Source organism: Microbacterium sp. STRO-2N (assembly GCF_057747775.1).
Map to the genome: position 1 here is coordinate 1,404,427 of NZ_CM173223.1, position 18,355 is coordinate 1,422,781.

Annotated in this window: 20 protein-coding genes; 10 read left to right on the forward strand and 10 right to left on the reverse strand. The window is 71.4% G+C overall.

Features of this window, described 5'->3' with window-relative positions; genetic code table 11:
- Positions 1–200: 200 nt before the first annotated feature.
- Both phoH2 and AC3ANN_RS06430 read left to right on the forward strand, forming a co-directional pair.
- Complete coding sequence (gene phoH2 / locus AC3ANN_RS06425) at positions 201–1,556, forward strand: RNA 5'-3' helicase PhoH2 (protein ID WP_488340153.1); 1,356 nt, start codon at positions 201–203, stop codon at positions 1,554–1,556.
- A 187-nt stretch (positions 1,557–1,743) separates the two neighbouring features.
- Positions 1,744–2,466 carry a hypothetical protein gene (locus tag AC3ANN_RS06430; protein ID WP_488340154.1) on the forward strand — a complete coding sequence of 241 codons (723 nt, stop codon included), beginning with the start codon at positions 1,744–1,746 and terminating at the stop codon, positions 2,464–2,466.
- Positions 2,467–2,576: 110 nt separating this feature from the next.
- Here the strand turns inward: AC3ANN_RS06430 and AC3ANN_RS06435 are convergent, their stop codons facing one another.
- The 7 genes from AC3ANN_RS06435 to xseA all read right to left on the reverse strand — a co-directional run bounded on the left by AC3ANN_RS06435 (position 2,577) and on the right by xseA (position 9,121).
- Entirely contained in the window at positions 2,577–3,233 is a 657-nt protein-coding gene (locus AC3ANN_RS06435) for a response regulator transcription factor (protein ID WP_488340155.1), read from the reverse strand.
- Entirely contained in the window at positions 3,230–4,645 is a 1,416-nt protein-coding gene (locus AC3ANN_RS06440) for a sensor histidine kinase (protein ID WP_488340156.1), read from the reverse strand. Before AC3ANN_RS06440 ends, AC3ANN_RS06435 begins: the two co-directional genes overlap by 4 nt.
- 140 nt (positions 4,646–4,785) lie before the next feature.
- Positions 4,786–6,180 (reverse strand): class II fumarate hydratase, encoded by a 1,395-nt coding sequence (locus AC3ANN_RS06445; protein ID WP_488340157.1) that lies wholly within the window; start codon positions 6,178–6,180, stop codon positions 4,786–4,788.
- Between the two features lie 44 nt (positions 6,181–6,224).
- Positions 6,225–6,836 carry a carbonic anhydrase gene (locus AC3ANN_RS06450; RefSeq protein WP_488340793.1) on the reverse strand — a complete coding sequence of 204 codons (612 nt, stop codon included), beginning with the start codon at positions 6,834–6,836 and terminating at the stop codon, positions 6,225–6,227.
- A 50-nt stretch (positions 6,837–6,886) separates the two neighbouring features.
- Positions 6,887–7,534, reverse strand: a complete 648-nt coding sequence (locus AC3ANN_RS06455; RefSeq protein WP_488340158.1) for a DUF4245 family protein — start codon at positions 7,532–7,534, stop codon at positions 6,887–6,889.
- Positions 7,534–7,776 (reverse strand): exodeoxyribonuclease VII small subunit, encoded by a 243-nt coding sequence (locus AC3ANN_RS06460; RefSeq protein ID WP_488340159.1) that lies wholly within the window; start codon positions 7,774–7,776, stop codon positions 7,534–7,536. The genes AC3ANN_RS06455 and AC3ANN_RS06460 overlap by 1 nt, the downstream gene beginning before the upstream one ends.
- A 10-nt stretch (positions 7,777–7,786) precedes the next feature.
- Positions 7,787–9,121, reverse strand: coding sequence for an exodeoxyribonuclease VII large subunit (xseA, locus tag AC3ANN_RS06465; protein ID WP_488340160.1), 1,335 nt, complete (start codon positions 9,119–9,121; stop codon positions 7,787–7,789).
- Positions 9,122–9,230: 109 nt separating this feature from the next.
- Between xseA and AC3ANN_RS06470 the strand changes: the two genes are divergently transcribed.
- From AC3ANN_RS06470 to AC3ANN_RS06490, 5 genes are all read left to right on the forward strand, one after another.
- Positions 9,231–10,271: a 4-hydroxy-3-methylbut-2-enyl diphosphate reductase gene (locus AC3ANN_RS06470; protein WP_488340794.1), complete on the forward strand. Its 1,041-nt coding sequence runs from the start codon at positions 9,231–9,233 to the stop codon at positions 10,269–10,271.
- Entirely contained in the window at positions 10,268–10,858 is a 591-nt protein-coding gene (locus AC3ANN_RS06475; protein WP_488340161.1) for a DUF6264 family protein, read from the forward strand. Before AC3ANN_RS06470 ends, AC3ANN_RS06475 begins: the two co-directional genes overlap by 4 nt.
- 135 nt (positions 10,859–10,993) lie before the next feature.
- Positions 10,994–11,545 carry a sigma-70 family RNA polymerase sigma factor gene (locus AC3ANN_RS06480; RefSeq protein ID WP_488340162.1) on the forward strand — a complete coding sequence of 184 codons (552 nt, stop codon included), beginning with the start codon at positions 10,994–10,996 and terminating at the stop codon, positions 11,543–11,545.
- Positions 11,542–12,252: an anti-sigma factor family protein gene (locus AC3ANN_RS06485; protein ID WP_488340163.1), complete on the forward strand. Its 711-nt coding sequence runs from the start codon at positions 11,542–11,544 to the stop codon at positions 12,250–12,252. Before AC3ANN_RS06480 ends, AC3ANN_RS06485 begins: the two co-directional genes overlap by 4 nt.
- A gap of 36 nt (positions 12,253–12,288) precedes the next feature.
- A complete protein-coding gene (locus AC3ANN_RS06490) occupies positions 12,289–12,837 on the forward strand; it encodes an MOSC domain-containing protein (protein WP_488340164.1) in 549 nt (182 codons plus the stop codon).
- A 69-nt stretch (positions 12,838–12,906) separates the two neighbouring features.
- Here the strand turns inward: AC3ANN_RS06490 and fbaA are convergent, their stop codons facing one another.
- Positions 12,907–13,938, reverse strand: coding sequence for a class II fructose-bisphosphate aldolase (gene fbaA / locus AC3ANN_RS06495; RefSeq protein ID WP_488340165.1), 1,032 nt, complete (start codon positions 13,936–13,938; stop codon positions 12,907–12,909).
- A gap of 216 nt (positions 13,939–14,154) precedes the next feature.
- Between fbaA and glpX the strand changes: the two genes are divergently transcribed.
- Together glpX and AC3ANN_RS06505 are read left to right on the forward strand one after the other, a co-directional pair.
- Positions 14,155–15,144 (forward strand): class II fructose-bisphosphatase, encoded by a 990-nt coding sequence (gene glpX / locus AC3ANN_RS06500; RefSeq protein WP_488340166.1) that lies wholly within the window; start codon positions 14,155–14,157, stop codon positions 15,142–15,144.
- Positions 15,145–15,283: 139 nt separating this feature from the next.
- Entirely contained in the window at positions 15,284–15,499 is a 216-nt protein-coding gene (locus AC3ANN_RS06505; RefSeq protein ID WP_488340167.1) for a UDP-N-acetylmuramyl pentapeptide phosphotransferase, read from the forward strand.
- A gap of 22 nt (positions 15,500–15,521) precedes the next feature.
- Here AC3ANN_RS06505 and AC3ANN_RS06510 read toward each other — a convergent pair whose 3' ends face one another.
- Positions 15,522–16,814 (reverse strand): DNA recombination protein RmuC, encoded by a 1,293-nt coding sequence (locus AC3ANN_RS06510; RefSeq protein WP_488340168.1) that lies wholly within the window; start codon positions 16,812–16,814, stop codon positions 15,522–15,524.
- A gap of 35 nt (positions 16,815–16,849) precedes the next feature.
- Positions 16,850–17,452, reverse strand: a complete 603-nt coding sequence (locus AC3ANN_RS06515) for a 3'-5' exonuclease (RefSeq protein ID WP_488340169.1) — start codon at positions 17,450–17,452, stop codon at positions 16,850–16,852.
- Between the two features lie 98 nt (positions 17,453–17,550).
- Here AC3ANN_RS06515 and AC3ANN_RS06520 point away from each other — a divergent pair, with 98 nt between their 5' ends.
- On the forward strand, positions 17,551–18,309 hold the full coding sequence (locus tag AC3ANN_RS06520) for a class I SAM-dependent methyltransferase (RefSeq protein WP_488340170.1): 759 nt from the start codon (positions 17,551–17,553) through the stop codon (positions 18,307–18,309).
- Positions 18,310–18,355 lie beyond the last annotated feature (46 nt).

The following is an 18,355-nucleotide window of genomic DNA, read 5'->3' on the forward strand; positions in this document are numbered from 1 at the left end:
CCGGATGCCGCGGCTGCGGCATCCGGAATTCACCGTCGCGTCACATTCCCGTGCGTGTCGTGCGCACGGGATGTCGGCGGGGAGACGTACGTTCATCACATCGGGCAGAGCGCCCGGTCGAGTCGGCCTTCTGGATCGCGACTCGTGGCCCATGGTCGACTCGTGACTGCCGGGTTCTCCACCCGGGGCGGGAGTGGGTTGTGACCACACGAGCACCACACAAGCAGCGCAGTCAGGATCTCGAGCAGGTCGGGGAGCAGGATCAGCAGCTCCGCACCTATGTGCTCGACACGTCGGTGCTGCTGAGCGATCCGCGGGCGTTCTTCCGCTTCGCCGAGCACAACGTCGTGATCCCCGTCGTGGTGGTCACCGAGCTCGAGGGCAAGCGGCACGACCCCGAGATCGGGTACTTCGCGAGGCAGGCGCTGCGACACCTCGACGAGCTGCGCGTCGAGCACGGGCGGCTGGACTTCCCCGTCCCCGTGGGCGAGGGCGGCACGCTGCGCGTGGAGCTGAACAACACCGACGCCACCGTGCTGCCGTCGGGAATGCGCCTCGGAGACAACGACAGCCGCATCCTCGCCGTCGCGATGCACCTCGCCCAGGACGGGCAGGAGGTCACCGTCGTCTCGAAGGACCTCCCCATGCGCGTCAAGGCCGCCTCGCTCGGCATCACCGCCGAGGAGTACCTGGCCGAGCAGGCGATCGACTCGGGCTGGACCGGCATCGCCGAACTCGACGTGTCGGGCGACGACGTCAGCGACCTGTACGAGAGCGAGATCGCGGTCAGCGAAGACGTCCGCGGCCTGCCTGTCAACACCGGCCTCATCATCCACTCCGAGCGCGGATCGGCGCTCGGCCGCGTGGTCGGCGACGGCGAGTACCGGCTGGTACGCGGAGACCGCGAGGTGTTCGGCCTGCACGGGCGCTCGGCCGAGCAGCGCATCGCGATCGACCTGCTGCTCGACCCCGAGGTCGGCATCGTCTCGCTGGGCGGGCGGGCGGGAACGGGCAAGTCCGCGCTCGCGCTGTGCGCGGCCCTCGAGGCCGTGCTCGAGCGTCAGCAGCAGCGCAAGATCATCGTGTTCCGGCCGCTGTTCGCCGTCGGCGGGCAGGAGTTGGGGTACCTCCCGGGCGACCAGCAGGAGAAGATGAACCCGTGGGGACAGGCGGTCTTCGACACGCTCGGCTCGGTCGTGTCGAGCAATGTGCTCGACGAGGTCATCGAGCGCGGCCTGCTCGAGGTGCTGCCGCTGACGCACATCCGCGGGCGCTCGCTGCATGACGCGTTCGTGATCGTGGACGAGGCGCAGTCGCTCGAGCGAAACGTGCTCCTGACGGTGCTCAGCCGCATCGGCCAGAACTCGCGCGTCGTGCTCACGCACGACGTCGGTCAGCGCGACAATCTCCGCGTCGGACGCCACGACGGCGTCGCCTCGGTCATCGAGACGCTCAAGGGGCACGGCCTGTTCGGTCACGTCACGCTCGTCCGCTCCGAGCGCTCGGCGATCGCGGCGCTCGTGACCGAGCTCCTGGAGGCCGGGGAGCTCGCCTGACGATCACCCGATCGTGCGCGAGAGGGGCCGGGATGCCGCATCCCGGCCCCTCTCGTCGCCGCTTCACGACCGTCGCGGCACCGATTCGGTGCCGGTGCGCATGAAAGAAGTCTCATCGCTTCGCGGCGCTTCGCCGGTCGCGCGTCTGTCACCATGGTGGAGGAGCTATTTCCGGAGGGGGAACAACGTGGACGCACGCACGGGGCTCGTGTTCGGTGGCATGGCCACCGTCGCGGCGAGCGTCGCCGTCGTCTGCGCGGTCGCCCTGACGAACGCCGTCGCGTTGGCCGAGTCACCGGGATCGAGCGTCGCCTCGGCCCGGGTGCTGGTGCCCGCGGCGTCACCAGCGGGGGATCCCGCCTCCCCGACGACTGTCGTGGCGGAGTCTGCACCCGAGGCGGCGGCGCAGCCTGAGATCGTGGAAGCGCCCGCACCCATCGTCGTCGACGGCACCGACACCGACGACGGCACCGGCGCCGACACTGGCACCGGCGCCGACACCGGCGACGGCACCGAGGACTCCACCACCGTGGTCCCGCCCGCTCCGCAGGCTCCGGCCGCGCCCGAGACGCCCTCGAGTGCGAACGCCGCCGTCGAGGAGTCGGTGAAGGCGGGCACGTGGGAAGCGGTGCGCTCGTGGGCTCTCGCCCACGGCTGGTCGCAGGAGCGCATCGCGGAGTGGATCGCGCGGCTGGAACAGGAGCGCGCAGCAGCGGACCGCGATCGTCCCCGCGAGGACGACCAGCCGAAGCCGGACTCCCCGGACGCCGGGCTCGTCCCGCCGTCGGCCCCCGCCCCAGAACGTCCCGCGAACGCGGGCTCGACCGACCGCACGGAGTCCCCGGACTCCACCCGCGGCGGCGCGAAGAAGGATCGATCGCGCGACTCCCCAGACAGACGCGATCGGTAATCGGCCGGATCCCCCAGTCCGGCCTTTCCCAGCCCCCGGTGTCCCCCAACACCGGGGGCTTCTTCGCGCGCCGCTACAGACTCGCCGGGTGTCGCATCCGGGCTGCGGGGTCACTCCCAGCGGTAGCCGGCGCCCCGCACGGTGACGATGTGGTCCGAGCCGAGCTTGCCGCGCAGGTAGCGCACGTACACGTCGACGACGTTCGAGCCGGGATCGAAGTCGAGCCCCCACACGCGGCTGAGCAGCTGCTCGCGACTGAGCACGCGGCCGGGATTGCGCAGGAACTGCTCGGCGAGCGAGAACTCGCGCGCAGACAGATCGATCTCGCGCCCCGCGACGGTCGCCCGGCGGGCGAGGATGTCGAGGGTGACGTCGCCGTGCGAGATGGCCACGCCCTGCTGCGGGACGTTCTCGCGCAGCCGTGAGCGCACCCGCGCGAGGAGCTCTTCGAACGTGAAGGGCTTGGAGACGTAGTCGTTCGCACCTGCGTCGAGTCCTTCGACGGTGTCGCGGGTGCTCGAGCGGGCGGTGAGCATGATCACCGGGATGCCCGAGCCGCGCGAGCGCAGCTCGCGCAGCACCTCGAACCCGTCCATGGTCGGAAGCCCGACATCGAGCAGCACGAGGTCGCCGTCGCCGCGCAGCGCGGCCTCGAGGGCTTCGGCGCCGTCCTCGATGACGGTGGTCTCGTAGCCGGCGGCTTCCAGTCCGCGGCTGACGAACGCCGCGATGCGCGGCTCGTCCTCCACGATGAGGATCCTGGTCATCCTGATGCCTCCCGTTGCAGCACGACGTCGCCGGCCCGGACGGGAGCCGGCAGTTCCACCTCAGCGGGAGGCAGGTGAATGGTGAAGGTGGCGCCGCCGCCCGGGGTGTCGGTCACGGCGCAGTGGCCGCCGTGACCCTTGGTGATCGCGTCGACGATCGCAAGGCCGAGCCCCGAGCCGCCCACGGTCCGCTTGCCGTGCGCGCGATCGAAGCGGCGGAAGATGCGAACGCGTGCGCTCGCCGGGATGCCGGGCCCGTGGTCGCGCACCCAGAGATGCGTGCCATCCGCGTCGGTGGCGCTTCCGATCTCGATGGGGGAGCCGGCCGGCGTGTACTTGGCGGCGTTGTCGGCGAGCTGGAGCCAGGCCTGCAGCAGCCGGTCGGTGTCTCCGGTGACGATGCCGTCAGCATGCGCCTCGACCGTCCACACGTGCCCGGGGATCACGGCGACGAGCTCGCCGACGCGAGCGGTGAGCGACGCGACGTCGACCTTGTCCATCGTGTAGGCGTCGGCCTCCGCCGCCGCGAGCAGGTCGATGTCCTCGACGAGGCGCGCGAGCCGGTCCAGCTCCGCGATGCCGATGTCGCGCGCGGACGCGACGTCGGAGGCGTCGCGGGGGTCCATGAGCTCGAGGTGCCCGCGCACGATCGTGATGGGCGTCTTCAGCTCGTGACGGACGTCATCGAGCAGCTGCCTCTGCACGTCGACGGAGCCCTCGAGCCGGTCGAGCATCGAGTTGACGGTGCGCGAGAGGTCGGCGATGTCGTCGTTGCCGTGCGGCGAGAGACGCCGTGACAGGTCGTCGATCGAGATGGCGTCCGCCGTCTCGCGCAGGTGGCGGATGGGGGAGAGCAGGCGCCCGGTGACGAACCAGCCGACGACTCCGATCGCGGCGAGCACCGCGACGGCGGCGACCACGTACGTCGTCATCGCGAGGGTCACCGGCTGCAGCTCGGCGCCGAGGTCGATCGCACGGACGTACAGTCCCGGCCGCGGATCTCCGGGCATCGAGACCGGGATCGCGATGTACCGCAGCGTGCCCTGGTCGGTCACGGCGGTGCCGCTCTTGGCCGTTCCGTCGCCGGTCTCGGCGATGACCCGGTCGATGAGCTCGTCGTTGCGCGAGATGTCGAAGCCCGACAGCGTCTGCGGCACCCAGCGCGGAACCCCGTCGAGGAGAGCCACCGACGCCTCACCGCGCGCGGGCACGAGCCGGGCGACGACCGCCCGCAGGTACTCGTCGATCGACGCGAAGTCGTTGATGTCGAGCTCCTCGGTCGCGCGGTTCGCGCCGGCGCCCGCCTCTTCCACCTGCGGGTCGTCGGCGAAGTCCTGCAGCTGCTGCACCTGCGCGTTGAGCCGGGCGTTCACGGCCTCGATGGCCTGCTCGCGCTGGACGAGGAAGGTCACGCTCCCCACGATCGCCAGGCCCACGCACGCGACAGCGAGGATCGCCGCGAGGATCCTGACGCGTGCGGGTATAGGGCGGGGCGAGTGGGCCACTCCCTGATTATCCCGCCGCGACGGATCTTCCGGCACGCCAGACGCGATCAGCCCGGGTGCGTCATCGAGAGGAGGTCGAGCTTCTCGTCGAGCTGCTCGAGCGTCACCTCGCCGCGCTCCACGAATCCGAGGTCGATCACGGCCTCGCGCACGGTGATGCCCTTGGCGACCGAGTGCTTCGCGATCTTCGCCGCCGCCTCGTAGCCGATGAGCTTGTTCAGCGGCGTGACGATCGAGGGTGACATGCCCGCGTACGCGGCTGCGCGCTCGACGTTGGCCTCGAGGCCGTCGATCGTCTTGTCGGCGAGCAGCCGCGATGCGTTCGCGAGCAGCTCGATGGACTCGAGCACGGCGGTGCCCATGACCGGGATGGCGACGTTCAGCTCGAACGCGCCGGACGCGCCCGCCCACGCGACGGTGGCGTCGTTGCCGATGACCCGCGCGCACACCATGAGCGTCGCCTCGGGGATGACGGGGTTGACCTTGCCCGGCATGATCGACGAGCCGGGCTGGAGGTCGGGGATGTGCAGCTCGCCGAGGCCCGTGTTGGGCCCGGAGCCCATCCAGCGCAGGTCGTTGTTGATCTTCGTCAGCGAGACCGCGATCGTGCGCAGGGCGCCGGATGCCTCGACCAGCGCGTCGCGGTTGGCCTGGGCTTCGAAGTGGTCTTTCGCCTCGGTGATCGGCAGCTCGGTGTCGGCGACGATGAGCTCGATGACCCGCTGCGGGAAGCCGAGCGGCGTGTTGATGCCGGTGCCCACGGCGGTCCCGCCGAGCGGCACCTCGGCGACGCGGGGAAGGACTGCCTGCACCCGCTCGATGCCGAGACGGATCTGCCGGGCGTAGCCGCCGAACTCCTGGCCGAGCGTGACCGGGGTGGCGTCCATGAGGTGGGTGCGGCCCGACTTCACGACCTCCTTCCACGCCTCGGCCTTGGCCTCGAGAGCGACGGCGAGGTGGTCGAGCGCGGGGATGAGGTCGTCGATGATCTCCTGCGTCACCGCGATGTGGACCGACGTCGGGAAGACGTCGTTGGAGGACTGCGAGGCGTTGACGTGGTCGTTCGGGTGCACCGCGGCGCCGAGGGAGTGCGACGCGAGCGTGGCGAGCACCTCGTTCATGTTCATGTTGGACGACGTGCCGCTGCCGGTCTGATAGACGTCGATGGGGAACTGGTCGGCGAACTCGCCGGCGATGATGCGGTCCGCGGCGCCGGCGATGGCGTCGGCGATCGCCGCGTCGAGGGTGCCGAGCTCCTTGTTCGCGATGGCGGCGGCCTTCTTGATGCGGGCGAGCGCCGCGATCTGTGCAGGCTCCAGCGGGTCGCCCGAGATCGGGAAGTTCTCCACGGCGCGCTGGGTCTGCGCGGCGTAGAGGGCGTTCTTGGGCACGCGCACCTCGCCCATGGTGTCGTGCTCGATGCGGTACTCGGTGTCGGTCACGTCGTCGTTCCTCACATGTGGGTACAGGGTTCGGGAATTCTGGTTCAGACGGGCTCGGCGATCCCGACGACGACGTCGGGGACGGCGGTGCCTTCGCTGAGGCGGTAGTTCGCGCCCACGATGGCGAGGCGCCCTTCCGCAACCGCGTCGCTGATGAGCTCGGAGGAATGCAGCAGCTCCGCGACGGTGTCGCGCAGATGCTCGCGGCCGACCTCTTCCGCGTCGATCGTCTGCGGTGCGACGCCGTCCACGGTCGCCGCGCGCTGCACACGGCGCACCGCCGGCACGATGGGCGAGATGAGCCGCCAGATGTGCGGGGGCAGAGGCGCCGCGTCGGGGTCGGTGCTGTCGATCGCCGCCCGCACCGCACCGCACTCGTCGTGACCGAGCACGACGATGAGCGGAACCTCGAGCACGGCGACGGCGTACTCGAGGCTGCCGACGACGGAGTCCGAGATCACCTGGCCCGCGTTGCGCACCACGAAGAGGTCGCCCAGGCCCTTGTCGAAGATGATCTCGGCCGCCAGTCGCGAGTCGGAGCAGCCGAAGAGCGCGGCTCGCGGACGCTGACCGCCGGCGAGCTCGTGCCGCCGGTCGACGTCCTGTCGGGGATGACGAGGTTCGCCCGCCACGAAGCGCACGTTGCCGCGCTGCATCTCGCGCCACGCCTTGGCGGGCGCCGGCTCTGCATGGGTCGTCGGGTCGGTCACTCGGCCTCCTCGCGCAATACGGCGATGTCGTCGGCGACCGAGGCGGCGACGCCCTCGAGGGCGTCGGGCTCGGCGGCGCCGTAGATCAGGATGGTGTCGGCGCCCGCCGTCGTGGCGAGGGCGACCGAGACGTTCGCGGTGCGCGCGGGATCGAGCTCGTAGCGGTCCCACTCGACACCGTCGATGGTCACGGTGTCGACGGGCGCCGCTCCCGAGAGCACGCGCGCGGGCCACGACTCGTCAGCATCGAACCCCTGGGCGACGCGGAGGAATCCGCGCTCTTCCTCGTCGTCGGGCGCGTACACGATGGTCCATGTGCGCACCGCGCCGTCGCCTTCGAGCCGCGCGCTGTTGACGATCCAGTCGTCCGACATCTCGGGCGCGATCGCGAGGCGTCCCTCGGATTCGCCGATGCGTTCCGAGACCGCCGCGACGTCGATCGCCTCACGCGGAGGCGGCGTGCCGCGCGGGACGGCGAAGATGATGACGGCGACGACGGCCAGGGTGACCAGGAGGGCGGCGACGAGGTTGCGCGTGTTCTGGCTCGAGCGGTAGACGCGAGAGGACTCCGCCTTGCGCGCGGCGGCCTCCTCGGGCGTCTCGGGACGACCGAGCTCGGCGACGACACGCGGACCCCGGGCCATCACGCGTCCGCGCTCCCGCCCGGCTCGGCCGACGCACGGGCGGCTTCGAGGCGCCGCTTGGCGCCGACGAGCCATTCCTCGCAGCGCGCGGCGAGCGCTTCGCCGCGCTCCCACAGCGCGAGCGAGTGCTCGAGCGTCGGGGCGCCCTGTTCGAGCTCGGCCACGACGCGCACGAGCTCGTCACGCGCCTGTTCGAACGAGAGAGCCGCGACGTCGGTGGCGGCGCCGCTGGACTCGGTCATACCGGATATCTTAGTTCGGCTTCTCGGCGGGCCCGGCCGGGGCTTCGCTCGCCTCGGCGGACTGCCCGGCCCCCTCTTCCGCGACCTCGCCCTCGGAGCGCGCGGCGAACGAGCCGCGTCCGACGGTGACGACGACGGGAGTGGATGCCGGAGCCTGCGCCGCATCGCGCACGATGACGCCGTCCTCGAGGTGCGCGATGGCGTAGCCGCGGGCGAGTGTCGACGCCGGCGACAGTGCGCGGAGCGTGGCGCGCAGCTCGGCGGTGCGCCGGGCGCCGGCCTCGACGGCGCGGTCGATCCGGTCGCGGCCGCGCGCGGCCAGCAGCTCGATCTCGTGAGACCGCGTGGTGAGGAGCGTGTCGGGGGAGCGCAGCACCGGCCGGGAACGCAGCTGCTCGAGCTGCGCGATGTCGTGCGTGACGCGCTGCGTCAGGCGCATGGTCAGGCGTGCGCGCAGCTGCCCGACGAGGGCGCGCTGCTCGGCGACATCCGGCACCACTCGCTTGGCCGCGTCGGTCGGGGTCGAGGCGCGCAGGTCGGCGACGTCGTCGAGCAGCGGGTGGTCGTTCTCGTGCCCGATCGCGCTGACGACGGGAGTGGATGCCGCGGCGACGGCGCGCAGCAGGCGCTCGTCGCTGAACCCGAGGAGGCTCTGCGGGTCGCCGCCGCCGCGGGCGATGATGATGACGTCGACGTCGGGCGCGGCATCGAGCGCCTTGAGCGCGGCGATCGTCTCGGGCACGCAGCGGTCGCCCTGCACGGCCGCGTGCTTGGTGCGGAACGTCACCTGCGGCCAGCGCAGCTCGGCGTTGCGGTGCACGTCCTTCTCGGCATCCGAGTTCGCCCCGGTGATGAGCCCGATCACGTGCGGGAGGAACGGGATCGGCTTCTTGCGTGCGGGGTCGAAGAGGCCTTCGGCACGAAGCTGGGCTCGCAGGCGCTCGAGGCGCTCGAGCTGATCGCCGAGGCCGACGTGCCGCATGGCCGACACGGCGAAGGTGAAGTCGCCGGTCTTGACGAAGAAGTCCGCCTTGACGCACGCGATGACGTGGTCGCCGACCTTGAGGTCCGCGGGAAGCCGCTCGCGCGTCGAAGACCAGATCCGGAACGCGATGGTCGCATCGGTCGAGAGGTCCTTGAGGCGGCCGAACACGTTGCCGCCGCGCAGGTTCCACGTGGTGATCTCGCCCTCGACCCACACCGAGCCCCACGTCTGGATGAAGCCGCGGATGGTGTCGCCGAGCCGCGCGACGGACGTCGGAGCCTGCGAGGTCGAGTCGCGCGGCGCCACGGAGTCGGGCGGCGGCGGCTCGCCGGGGATCGCGGCGGCCTGGAACGTCGTCATGCGGTCCTCTCGTGCCCGGGCGGTGCAAGCCGGCACAGGGCCGGCGTCCAGGGGCCGCCCGTAGAATCGTCGGGTGAGCACCAGCACCCTGGGTACGACCCCCGTGAGCATGCCCGTCCCGCGCATCCCACGGCGGCGTCGACCGCTCCAGGATAACGCCGTGCCCGGACACAAGAAGGTGCTGCTGGCCTCCCCGCGCGGCTACTGCGCCGGGGTCGACCGCGCCGTCATCGCCGTCGAGAAGGCGCTCGAGCGCTTCGGCGCGCCGGTGTACGTGCGCAAGCAGATCGTCCACAACATCCACGTCGTCACCGAGCTCGAGCAGAAGGGCGCGATCTTCGTCGACGAGGTCGACGAGGTGCCCGAGGGTGCGCACGTCGTGTTCAGCGCGCACGGGGTGTCGCCGGCCGTCGTCAATGCGGCATCCGATCGCGGTCTTCGCGCCATCGACGCGACGTGCCCGCTCGTGACGAAGGTGCACCGCGAGGCCGTGCGCTTCGCCCGCGACGACTACGAGATCCTGCTCATCGGCCATGTCGGGCACGAAGAGGTCGAGGGCACGGCCGGCGAGGCGCCCGACCACGTCACGATCGTGAACTCGCCGGACGAGGCCGACACGATCGAGGTGCGCGATCCGTCGAAGGTGGTGTGGCTGTCGCAGACGACGCTCTCCGTCGACGAGACGATGGAGACGGTGCGGCGCCTGCGCGAGCGGTTCCCGCAGCTGCAGGACCCGCCCTCGGACGACATCTGCTACGCCACGCAGAACCGCCAGGTCGCGATCAAGAAGGTCGCCAAGGACGCCGATCTCGTGATCGTGGTCGGCTCGGCCAACTCGTCGAACAGCGTGCGCCTGGTCGAGGTCGCGCTCGAGTACGGCGCCAAAGCCGCGTACCGCGTGGACTACGCCGACGAGGTCGAGCAGGCCTGGCTCGAGGGCGTCCAGACGGTCGGCGTCACCAGCGGTGCGTCGGTGCCGGAGGTGCTGGTGCAGCAGGTGCTCGACGACCTCGCCGCCGCGGGCTATGGCGATGTCGAAGAGGTGCGCACAGCGGAGGAGGACCTGCAGTTCTCGCTTCCCAAGGAGCTGCGGACGGATGCCGCCGGCAGGCGCGACGACCGCGCGCTCGGCGGACGGAGCCGCTCGTGAGCGATGCCGCGTCAGAGCAGCAGCCCCATCCGCAGGGCGAGGCGCCGCGACCACGGCCGCAGTACGGCGAGTACGCGACAGCCGAGGAGCAGCGCGCCCGCATCCGCCGGCCCGACGCCACGCACGCGCTCGATACCGGTCAGCCGGTGATGTCGTCTGCCGAGCCGGCGCCCGCCGTGCCGGCAGCCGACGGCGCGGCGGGGGCGCCGCCCCGTCCGCGCACGGTCGACCGCATCGTCACGATCGCGCTGCTGGCGTACGGCCTGTTCACCGTGGTGTCGTCCTTCCCGGCGTTCCTCGACTACGCCGCGTATGCCGAGACGATGTTCGCCGTGGTGGGCGCGGACGCCGAGCTCGCCGACCCTGCCGCAGGACGGCCGTGGGGGATTGCGGCCGCGATCCTGCTCGCGGTGGGATGGATCGCCACCGCCCTGGTGTCGTGGTGGAGCCTGCGTCGTGGCCGCGTCACGTGGTGGATCCCGCTCGTCGCGGGCGTGGTCTTCACCTTCGCGGCCGGGATGCTGATGGTCGTGCCGCTCATGAACGACCCGGCCGTGTGGGACGCGCTGACCGGCACCCTGCGGTGACGCGCCCCCTGCGATGACCCGCACGCCCGCCTGAGACGAACGCCCGTCGAGGCACCATACTCGGGTGACAGGACGGGCGCGCGAGAAGGTGAACCCTGCGGCCTCGCGCCTCGTGTCTCCTGCGGGAGGTGACGGATGCCACGGCAAGCGCACGAGCGCGGCGATACCGCGGCCGCGCGCATCGGCCGGCGCGACGCGGAACGACTCGCCGAGCTGTACGACGCTCACGCGGCGCCGATCTGGCGCTACGTCGTGCACCTGACCGGAGATCGGGCCGGCGCCGACGACATCGTGCAGGAGACGCTGCTGCGAGCATGGCGGACACCGCGGATCCTCGCGCAGGACCCCGCGTCGACACGCTCGTGGATGTTCACGGTGGCGCGTCATCTCGTGATCGACGACGCGCGCAGCGCTCGCCGGCGGCGGGAGGTGGGCGTGGCGGACGTGCCCGAGAGGGCGACGACGGATGCCACTGACGCGCTGTTCGAGGCGATCCTCGTCGAGGAGGCGCTCGCCGCGCTGTCGGCCGACCACCGCGCCGTCGTCGTGCGGGCCTACTACCGAGGTCTGTCGGTCGCCGAGATGGCGTCGGAGTTGGAGATCCCCCAGGGAACCGTCAAGTCGCGCCTGCACTACGGGCTGCGCGCCCTGCGCCTGGCGCTGCAGGAGAGGGGAGTGACGCGATGAACCCGGATCACGTCGACTTCGCGGACTGGGACGCGGCGTATCTCGTGGGTGCGCTCAGTCCCGCCGACCGCAGGCGGTTCGAGGAGCATCTCGGAGACTGCGCGGTGTGCCGTGACGCGCTGGCCGAGCTCGCGCCCACCCTCGGACTGCTTTCGCGCGTCGCGCCCGACCGCGCCGAATCGCTGCTGGAGCCTGCCGGCGACGCCGTGGACGCGCCGGGGCCGGGTGCCCGCTCGGAATTCGTCGCGCGGGCGGCGCGAGAGGCGCGGCGCCGGCGCGTCCTGGGCTGGAGTGGCGCGCTCGCCGCGGCGTCGGCGGCCGTCGTGGTGATCGTGCTCGCGGTCACCTCGGCCATCGGTCCGACTCCGCGTTCGCAGGTCGTCGCGCTCGAGCCGGTCGCTGACGTGTCGATCACCGCGACCGTCGCGCTGAGCGACGTGGCGTGGGGGACTCGGCTCGAGATGGTGTGCCACTATCCGGACGACGCAGCCTCCGATGCTCCGCCCGAGGGCTGGTCCTACGTCCTCGTGGTGACCGCCGACGACGGCACCACGAGCGAGCTCTCGACGTGGCGGGCCCTGCCCGGCAGCACCACGAGGCTCGACGCCGGAACAGCTCTCGACCCCGACGAGATCGCCGCCATCGAGGTGCGCAGCATCGACGGGACCCGCGTGCTGCTGCGGGGGGAGCCGCCGTCCGGCGAGTGAGGATCGGCGGGCGCGCGGCGTGCGTAGGATGACGGGATGCCCCGCCTCGTCGCCGTCTGCGCCGTCCGGCAGCTGCGTCCCGACGCCGGTGCCGTCGGCGTCACCGCGATCGACAAAGGGCCCGTCGACGGAGCGGTGAGGATCGGCGCGTACGGCGTCTACGCCGACGTGCAGGCGGACCGCAAGCACCACGGCGGGCTCGACAAGGCGCTGTACGCCTATGCCGCCGAGGACGCGGCGTACTGGGAGGGCGAGCTCGGACGCCCCCTGCCGCCCGGCTTCTTCGGTGAGAACCTCCGCACCGAGGGCATCGACGTCAATGCCGCCCTCATCGGCGAGCGCTGGCGCATCGGCGACCGGGTCGAGGTCGAGGTCACCATGCCTCGCACGCCGTGCCAGACGTTCGCCCGGTGGGTGGGCGGCGACGACGAGCGCGGCTGGGTCCGCCGGTTCTCCGACGAGCGTCGGCTCGGCCCGTACCTCCGCGTCGTGACGACGGGTCGCGTGCGGGCGGGCGACGAGATCGCCGTGGTGCATCGGCCGGCCGGGGCGCCGACGATCCTCGACATCTATCGCGGGCCCTGACGCGCCCCACCCGGCGAGAATGACGGATGCCTCGGCCGCGAGGACCGAGGCATCCGTCTGCGAATCGGGTCAGGCGGCGAGGCTCTTGCCGTGCGAGCCGAGCTGCTTCGTCGCGTCGACGACGCGCGCGGCCATCGCCGACTCGGCGATCTTGCCCCACGCGCGCGGGTCGTACGCCTTCTTGTTGCCCACCTCGCCGTCGACCTTGAGGACGCCGTCGTAGTTCGAGAACATGAAGCCGGCGATCGAGCGGGTGAACGCGTACTGCGTGTCGGTGTCGATGTTCATCTTGACGACGCCGTTGGCGACCGCGAGCGCGATCTCCTCATCGGTCGAGCCGCTGCCGCCGTGGAAGACGAGGTCCAGCGGCTTGGGGCCGGTGCCGAACCGGGCGGCGATGCCCTCCTGGATCTCCCCGAGGAGCTCGGGGCGAAGCTTGACGTTGCCCGGCTTGTAGACGCCGTGCACGTTGCCGAAGGTGAGCGCGGAGATGTAGCGGCCGTTCTCGCCGAGACCGAGCGTCTCGACGGCCTTGGTGACGTCGGCGACCGTCGTGTACAGCGCTTCGTTCGAGCCCTCGTGCGCGACGCCGTCCTCCTCGCCGCCGACGACGCCGACCTCGATCTCGAGGATCGCGGCGATGTTCTTCATGCGGGGGAGCAGCTCCTGCGCGATCTGGATGTTCTCGTCGAGCGGCACGGCCGAGCCGTCCCACATGTGGGACTGGAAGATCGGATTGCGGCCGGCCTTGACCTCTTCCTCCGACGCCTCGATGAGGGGGAGGACGAAGCCGGGCAGCGCGTCCTTCGGGCAGTGGTCGGTGTGGAGGGCCACCGTGATGGGGTAGTTCTTGGCGACCTCGGTGGCGAACTTCGCGAACGCGAGGGCGCCGGCCGCGCGGGCCTTCACGGTGTGACCCGCGAAGTAGTCGGCGCCACCCGTCGTGACCTGGAGGATGCCGTCCGAACCGGCCTCGGTCAGGCCCTGCAGCACGGCGTTGATCGTCTGCGAGCTCGAGACGTTGATGGCGGGATACGCGAAGCCACCGGCCTTCGCGCGGTCCAGCATGTCGGCGTACTGCTCCGGGGTGGCGACGGGCATGGGGTGCTCCCTGTTCGTGGTGTGGGCTCGACGCGGAGAACGTTGCGTGCGTCAGGAGAACTCTACCGAAGGCCCTTCGAGGGCAGTGGATGCCTCCGGCCGGAGCCTGTGCGGAAACCCGGCGTCTCTGCGCGATGGGAAAGAACGGCGATTCCTTCGCGTCAGCGGACGTGAAGAAGAGGGGAGACTGTGCGCTTCGGTGGCTAGGCTGACCGCATGGTGAGCCTGACCGCGGACATGAGTCCCCTGCATCCCGACCGCAACCTCGCCCTCGAGCTGGTCCGCGCGACCGAAGCCGCCGCGATCCGAGCGGTGCCGTACATCGGCCGGGGCGACAAGGAGGCCGCCGACGGCGCCGCCGTCGACGCGATGCGCGCGTTCTTCACCACCGTCAACTTCGACGGCACCATCGTGATCGGCGAGGGCGAGAAAGACGCCGCGCCGATGCTCTACAACGGCGAGCGCGTCGGCAGCGGCCGGGGACCGCAGGCCGACGTCGCGGTCGACCCGATCGACGGCACGTCGCTCACCGCGGCGGGGCGAAACAACGCACTTTCGGTCATCGCGGTGTCCGACCACGGCACGATGCTCGACGCCTCGAGCGTCTTCTATATGGACAAGCTCGTCACGGGGCCCGCGGGAGTCGGCGTGGTCGACATCCGCCTGCCCATCGGCGAGAACATCCACCGGCTCGCGAAGGCGCTCGGCAAGCCCGTCGACGAGATCGTGGTGTCGGTGCTGCATCGCCCGCGCCACGAGCGCCTCATCGAGGAGATCCGGGAGGCGGGCGCCGGGACACGTCTCATGAGCGACGGCGACGTCGCCGGTGGCATCAACGCCGCCCGCCACAACGCCCGCACCGACATGTGCGTCGGCATCGGCGGCAGCCCCGAGGGCATCGTGACCGCGTGCGCCATCAAGGCGCTGGGCGGTCACATCCAGGGCCGCCTGTGGCCCCGCGACGACGACGAGAAGCAGCGAGGCATCGACGCCGGACTGAAGCTCGACGGGTACGTCTACGAGGCGGACGACCTCGTCAAGGGCAGCAACACGATCTTCGTCGCGACCGGCGTCACCGACGGCGCGCTCGTGGCGGGGGTGCGTCGCGAGGGCGGGTACGTCTACACCGAGAGCGTCGTCCTACGCGGAGCGTCGGGCACGTTGCGTCGCATCTCGTCGGAGCATCTCGTCTCGAAGTGGCTGTGACGACGCGCATCGCTCCGCGACATCACAGCCACGGAGGCCGCCGTTGTGATGACGTCGTGACCTCCAGCGGGCACGGGTCTGGCAGAATCGGTTCGAGTGTCGATCCAGACGCGAGAGTGTTCCACGCGAGGAGTTGACCATGTCCACGCAGCAGTCCGGCGACTCGCCGCAGCCCCAGACAGGGGCGCACGCGGTGGTCGCGAACGCAATCGACCCGGCGCGTCGCCCCGATGTGCTGCTTCGCGTGCGGCGCGACGAGGGCCACGAGATCAGCGCATGGTGGATGATCGGTGCGTTCGTCGTGGTCTCCGCCGCGGTGATCCTCCTGCTGGGGTTCGTGCCCGGCGGCGCCTGAGCAGTCGCGGTTCAGCCTCCGGTCAGTCGTCCGGCCCCGCGATACGCGCTCGCACGTCGCCGAGTTCCGCGACGGCCGCGGGCACGTCGAGCGTCTCGTCGAGCAGCTCGGGCGCAGTGAGGCGCCGCGGGCTCTTCTCGATCGGAGCCGGCTCCGACACGGCGTCGAGCTTCGTCACGTCGATGCCGGGGAACTTGCGGGCGCTCACGAGCACCCGCGTCTCGAGCGATCCCGCGAAGCGGTTGTAGCTGTCGACGGTCCGCTCGATCGCGCGCCGCAGGTCGTCGGCGTGGGAGGCCAATGAGCCGAGCCGCTCGTAGAGCTGGTTGCCGAGGTCGAACAGTGCGCGGGCCTCCTGCGAGACGTCCTGCTGCGTCCACGTGTACGCGACGGTCTTGAGCACCGCCCAGAGGTTGACCGGCGACGCGAGCGCGACGCGCTTTCCGAACGCGTAGTCGAGCAGGGAGGGATCCACTTCGAGAGCAGCCGCCAGCAGGGACTCGCTCGGCACGAAGCACACCACGAACTCGGGGCTCGACGACAGACCCGCCCAGTACCGCTTGCGGGCGAGCGCGTCGACATGCGCGCGCACGGCCTTGACGTGCCTGTCGAGCAACCCGCGACGGCGCGCGCCTTCGGAGCCCTGAGCGGTGAGCGGGATCGCGCTCGCCTCCAGGAACGCGTCGAGCGGCACCTTGGCGTCGACCGCGATCGCCTTGTCGCCGGGGAGCCGGATCACCATGTCGGGACGGCCGGCCCCGGCATCCGTCGTGATCGAGGCCTGCAGTTCGAAGTCGACGTGCTGCGTGAGGCCCGCCGCCTCGACGACCCGCCGCAGCTGGGTCTCGCCCCACACGCCGCGCGTGCTGCCCGAGCGGAGCGCGCTCGCGAGCGACTCGGTGGTGGCGCGGAGCGCCTCGTCGGACTCGTGCGCCCGGCGCAGCTGCTCGGCCAGCGTGCCGAACTGGGTGTGCCGGTCGCGCTCGAGCTCGTCGACCTTGGCATGCATCGCCGTGAGGGTCTCGTGCACCGGGGCGAGCGCACGCAGCACGGACTGCTCCCGCCGCTCGCGCTCTTCGCGCGCGGCCTGGTCGTGACGCGCCTGCGACGCCAGCTCGCGGTAGAGCGCGTGCTGGTGGTCGAGCTGGGCCTGCACGCCCTGCCGAGCCGCATCCGCCGCGGCGAGCCGTGCGCGCAGATCGGCGGTCTCGCGCGCCGCGCGTGCGGCGCCGCGGGCGAGGCCGGCCGTCCACCCCGCGACCGCACCGAGGACGAGCGTCGCGATCGCGATCACCGAGAGCAGGAGTGCGTCCATGGATCCAGCGTGCCCCCGACCCCCGACATCCGGGATCAGGCGACGGCGAACGAGACGGCCGGAGCGGCGGCGATCTCGATCTGCGACACCCGCACGCCGACGAGCTCGGCGAGGCCGCCGATGTCGTCGGCTCCGACGCGGCGCGCGGCGTCGATCATGACGTGCGCGCACGCGAGGGCGTCTGCGGTCGCGTTGTGGTGGGGGAAGTCGGCGAAGCCTGCCTCGGCCGCGACGAACGGCAGGCGGTACGACTCGAGCCGATAGACCTTGCGGGCGACCTGCAGACTGCAGGCGTAGCGGTACGACGGGCAGTCGTCGCCAGTCGCGTCGCACGCCCGCTTGATGACGGCCATGTCGAAGCCGGCGTTGTGCGCGACGAGGATGTCGTCGCCCGCGAACGCCGCGAGGTCCGCCAGTTGCTCGGTCCAGGTGGGGGCGCCGATCACGTCCTCGGCACGGATGCCGTGGATGCGCGTGTTCAGCTCGAAGAAGGCGTCATGCCCGGCGGGCGGCCGGATGAGCCAGCCCGTCTTGTCCACCACCTCGCCGCCCCGCACGCGCACGAGCCCGACCGCGCAGGCCGAGGCATTGCTGGAGTTCGCCGTCTCGAAGTCGATCGCGGTGAAGTCCAGGGGCACGACCTCAGACTCGCCCGGGCCTGCGCGAGAGGGGTGGAGGCGCGCCGCGAACGATCGCGGCTCGACAGCGTGCGGCCACGTCGGCATAGGCTCGGATCATGGCCAGTCGCGAGGAGATGTCGCTGTCGTTCGGCTCCGCCGCCCGTGCCTACGAGTCTGGGCGGCCGGACTATCCGCGCGAGGGGGTCGACTGGATGCTCGCGCCCGTCCGGCAGTACGACCGGGCGCTGCGCGTCGCGGACGTCGGCGCAGGGACCGGGAAGCTCACGCGCACGATCGCCGAGACCGGCGCCGAGGTCGTCGCGATCGATCCCGATCCGGACATGCTGGGGGCGCTCCGCGAGCACGTGCACGGCGTGCCGACCTTCGTGGGGACGGCCGAGCGGATGCCGCTGCCCGACGCGTCGCTCGATGCCATGCTGCTCGGGCAGGCGTGGCACTGGGTCGCCGTCGCCGCAGCGTCCGCCGAGGCAGGGCGTGTGCTGCGTGCGGGGGGAGTGCTCGGGCTGGTATGGAACATCCGGGACGAGTCGGTGCCGTGGGTCGCCGCGCTGAGCCGTGCCATGCACGGGAGCCACGCCGAGCGGATGCTCTCCGCGGACGGGGTGCGGGTCGGCGCGCCGTTCGACGGACTCGAGCAGCGCACGTGGAGCTGGACGCGCACGCTCACCCGCAGCGCCTTGATCGACATGGTGTCGTCGCGCAGCTACGTCATCACGGCGTCCGACGCCGAGCGGGGGGCGATCCTCGCGGAGGTCGGGCGGCTGTTCGACGAGCGTCGAGTGGTCGACGCCGCCGGCACCGAGGTCGTCGACCTTCCGTACACGACCCACGCCTACCGCGGCATCCGTCCCTAACCCGCGGCCTGCCGCGAAGCCCGGCGGGCCGGCCGGGCCACGCCAT

Excerpts from the sequence above, each read along its gene's own strand:
- AC3ANN_RS06505 (WP_488340167.1), top strand. The coding sequence starts at position 15,284 with ATGTCCACGCAGCAGTCCGGCGACTCGCCGCAGCCCCAGACAGGGGCG.
- AC3ANN_RS06490 (WP_488340164.1), top strand. The coding sequence starts at position 12,289 with ATGCCCCGCCTCGTCGCCGTCTGCGCCGTCCGGCAGCTGCGTCCCGAC.
- AC3ANN_RS06485 (WP_488340163.1), top strand. The coding sequence starts at position 11,542 with ATGAACCCGGATCACGTCGACTTCGCGGACTGGGACGCGGCGTATCTC.
- AC3ANN_RS06450 (WP_488340793.1), bottom strand. The coding sequence starts at position 6,836 with ATGCAGCGCGGCAACGTGCGCTTCGTGGCGGGCGAACCTCGTCATCCC.
- AC3ANN_RS06520 (WP_488340170.1), top strand. The coding sequence starts at position 17,551 with ATGGCCAGTCGCGAGGAGATGTCGCTGTCGTTCGGCTCCGCCGCCCGT.
- glpX (WP_488340166.1), top strand. The coding sequence starts at position 14,155 with ATGGTGAGCCTGACCGCGGACATGAGTCCCCTGCATCCCGACCGCAAC.
- AC3ANN_RS06455 (WP_488340158.1), bottom strand. The coding sequence starts at position 7,534 with ATGGCCCGGGGTCCGCGTGTCGTCGCCGAGCTCGGTCGTCCCGAGACG.
- AC3ANN_RS06460 (WP_488340159.1), bottom strand. The coding sequence starts at position 7,776 with ATGACCGAGTCCAGCGGCGCCGCCACCGACGTCGCGGCTCTCTCGTTC.
- AC3ANN_RS06510 (WP_488340168.1), bottom strand. The coding sequence starts at position 16,814 with ATGGACGCACTCCTGCTCTCGGTGATCGCGATCGCGACGCTCGTCCTC.
- AC3ANN_RS06470 (WP_488340794.1), top strand. The coding sequence starts at position 9,231 with ATGCCCGTCCCGCGCATCCCACGGCGGCGTCGACCGCTCCAGGATAAC.
- AC3ANN_RS06435 (WP_488340155.1), bottom strand. The coding sequence starts at position 3,233 with ATGACCAGGATCCTCATCGTGGAGGACGAGCCGCGCATCGCGGCGTTC.
- xseA (WP_488340160.1), bottom strand. The coding sequence starts at position 9,121 with ATGACGACGTTCCAGGCCGCCGCGATCCCCGGCGAGCCGCCGCCGCCC.
- fbaA (WP_488340165.1), bottom strand. The coding sequence starts at position 13,938 with ATGCCCGTCGCCACCCCGGAGCAGTACGCCGACATGCTGGACCGCGCG.
- AC3ANN_RS06480 (WP_488340162.1), top strand. The coding sequence starts at position 10,994 with ATGCCACGGCAAGCGCACGAGCGCGGCGATACCGCGGCCGCGCGCATC.